This window comes from Clostridia bacterium (assembly GCA_035561135.1).
Classification (GTDB): domain Bacteria; phylum Acidobacteriota; class Terriglobia; order Terriglobales; family Acidobacteriaceae; genus DATMYA01.
Genome location: DATMYA010000092.1, coordinates 1 through 1775, shown reverse-complemented (window position 1 = coordinate 1775; position 1775 = coordinate 1). Strand labels below are relative to the sequence as shown.

The window sequence follows — 1775 nt, the reverse complement described above, 5'->3', positions numbered from 1 at the left end:
TTTCTCTGGCTTCAAGCAAAAGGGCTTCAACCCTGCGCTTGGCACAAATTGAGGCTCGGAATCGACCCCGAAGCCCCGATGAAAGAACCGTTCACAGACCCATTGAACACCGGAGAGGTTGCCGCCCTCCGGTGTTCGCTCGTTTTGGGTACTGCCACCATCATAGCAGACAGACCATGCGGCCAGCCAACGCGGAGACGGCCGCGGGCCGGGTGCGCAAGCGCAGTCCGATCTCCGCGGCCGTCCGGGTGTCCCTCTCCGAGTAAATCAAGCGTCAAAACGCGATCTAGGCCGATACCCCACCGAATTCCTATTAGGAGGGGTGCCGCTCAGCGTCCGAACATACGTGCGAGTGCTACGGTGCCTCATCGGAACCCCTGTTGCGCTGGCAGCCTCTGGTTGTGCTGCTCGCCCACTCGCAGAGTCTCAATGCCGCTACGCGGCCAGAATCCAACGTGGCCGGCTAATCAGGTACAGGTTCCACGCTGACAACATCGGCCAGACGTTCGCGCACGATCGTGTCATCAATCGGATTGATAAAGAGGATGTAGCCGTCCGCGTGCCCTACGAATTCCACCCCGTAGGCACCGTGATCGCCTAGATCTATCTCAATGCGCATTCCTGGCTTCAGCCTCTCAAGACCTAAGTTTGCCATACACACAGCCTCTCCGCTACCGAGCACGGTACAAAGGCCTGCACGCCCACACGCCACGACCGAGACGCTAGGCCAGTATACCGCCAGACGGCACGACGAATAGCCCAGATGGAAGCCCCTAGAGCCTCTACGGTGCGTTCTACGATCGGAGCCAACTCCCTAGACCATTGACCCCAGCACCGCCCGATGTTCAGGAGCTCGCCGGTTTCCTCATCAACCAAGGCAGGAACTTCCTTGCCCATGTACTTACACATATACGCTCCGAGTTTGCACCACTTCTGAGCCCACGCCGCGTGCGTGCCTGCCTTGAGATGGTCCTCATCACCCGAGCCCACCGTTTCCCACCACGACCGGGAGAGCCAAGCCCGGAACTCTTGAATGTCCAATTCCTCCGAGCCGCCGGGAACGAACACCACCAGATGGTAATGCGCGGCGCCGCGCCTCTGGAACTCAAGTTTCCAGACCACCCAGTAGGTTCCCCAGCGTCTTTGAAACCGCTTCCGAAAGTTTATCAGATGCCGATGCCACTCCCTAGGGTTCCTAGGGACCAAAGCATCCTTGCCCGGATAGGTCAACCCGACTTCCATCATCGTACCTGGCTGAACTTGTCTCTTGTCACACTTCGCAAAGAGCCGCCTCAGTCTTCCCTGCGACTGACGGCTGAACTCTGTTACGAGACTCCGCGCTCCACCTCCGTAATGAGGCTTGCCCGGAGCCTTGACGTGAATCCAATCTCCACCCTCAGCGTACGTTACGCTTCCATCTCCTGCCTGCGGCCAGTTATGTGCAGTAGATAAACCCCCGGAGGCTACCGCCCCCGGTTGCAACGTCTCACCCCCTGCTCTACTTGATACTTCAAGTAAATTACTTGTGTGTACAAGCGTCAGTGACGCTTGACCGCTTCCCGCGCTTACTTGTTTTGGTTGTCCGGTTTGGCCGGACATGCTAGAATCACTCTTGCTGGACAAAGGCCCCAACCTTTCTCTGGCTTCAAGCAAAAGGGCTTCAACCCTGCGCTTGGCACAAATTGAGGCTCGGAATCGACCCCGAAGCCCCGATGAAAGAACCGTTCACAGACCCATTGAACACCGGAGAGGTTGCCGCCCTCCGGTGTTCGCTC

The 1775-nt window shown here is 58.1% G+C and carries 1 protein-coding gene; it reads right to left on the bottom strand.

Annotated features, from left to right (window positions below; translation table 11 throughout):
* Positions 1–463: 463 nt before the first annotated feature.
* Positions 464–619 carry a hypothetical protein gene (locus VN622_18405; GenBank protein HWR37838.1) on the bottom strand — a complete coding sequence of 52 codons (156 nt, stop codon included), beginning with the start codon at positions 617–619 and terminating at the stop codon, positions 464–466.
* Positions 620–1775 lie beyond the last annotated feature (1156 nt).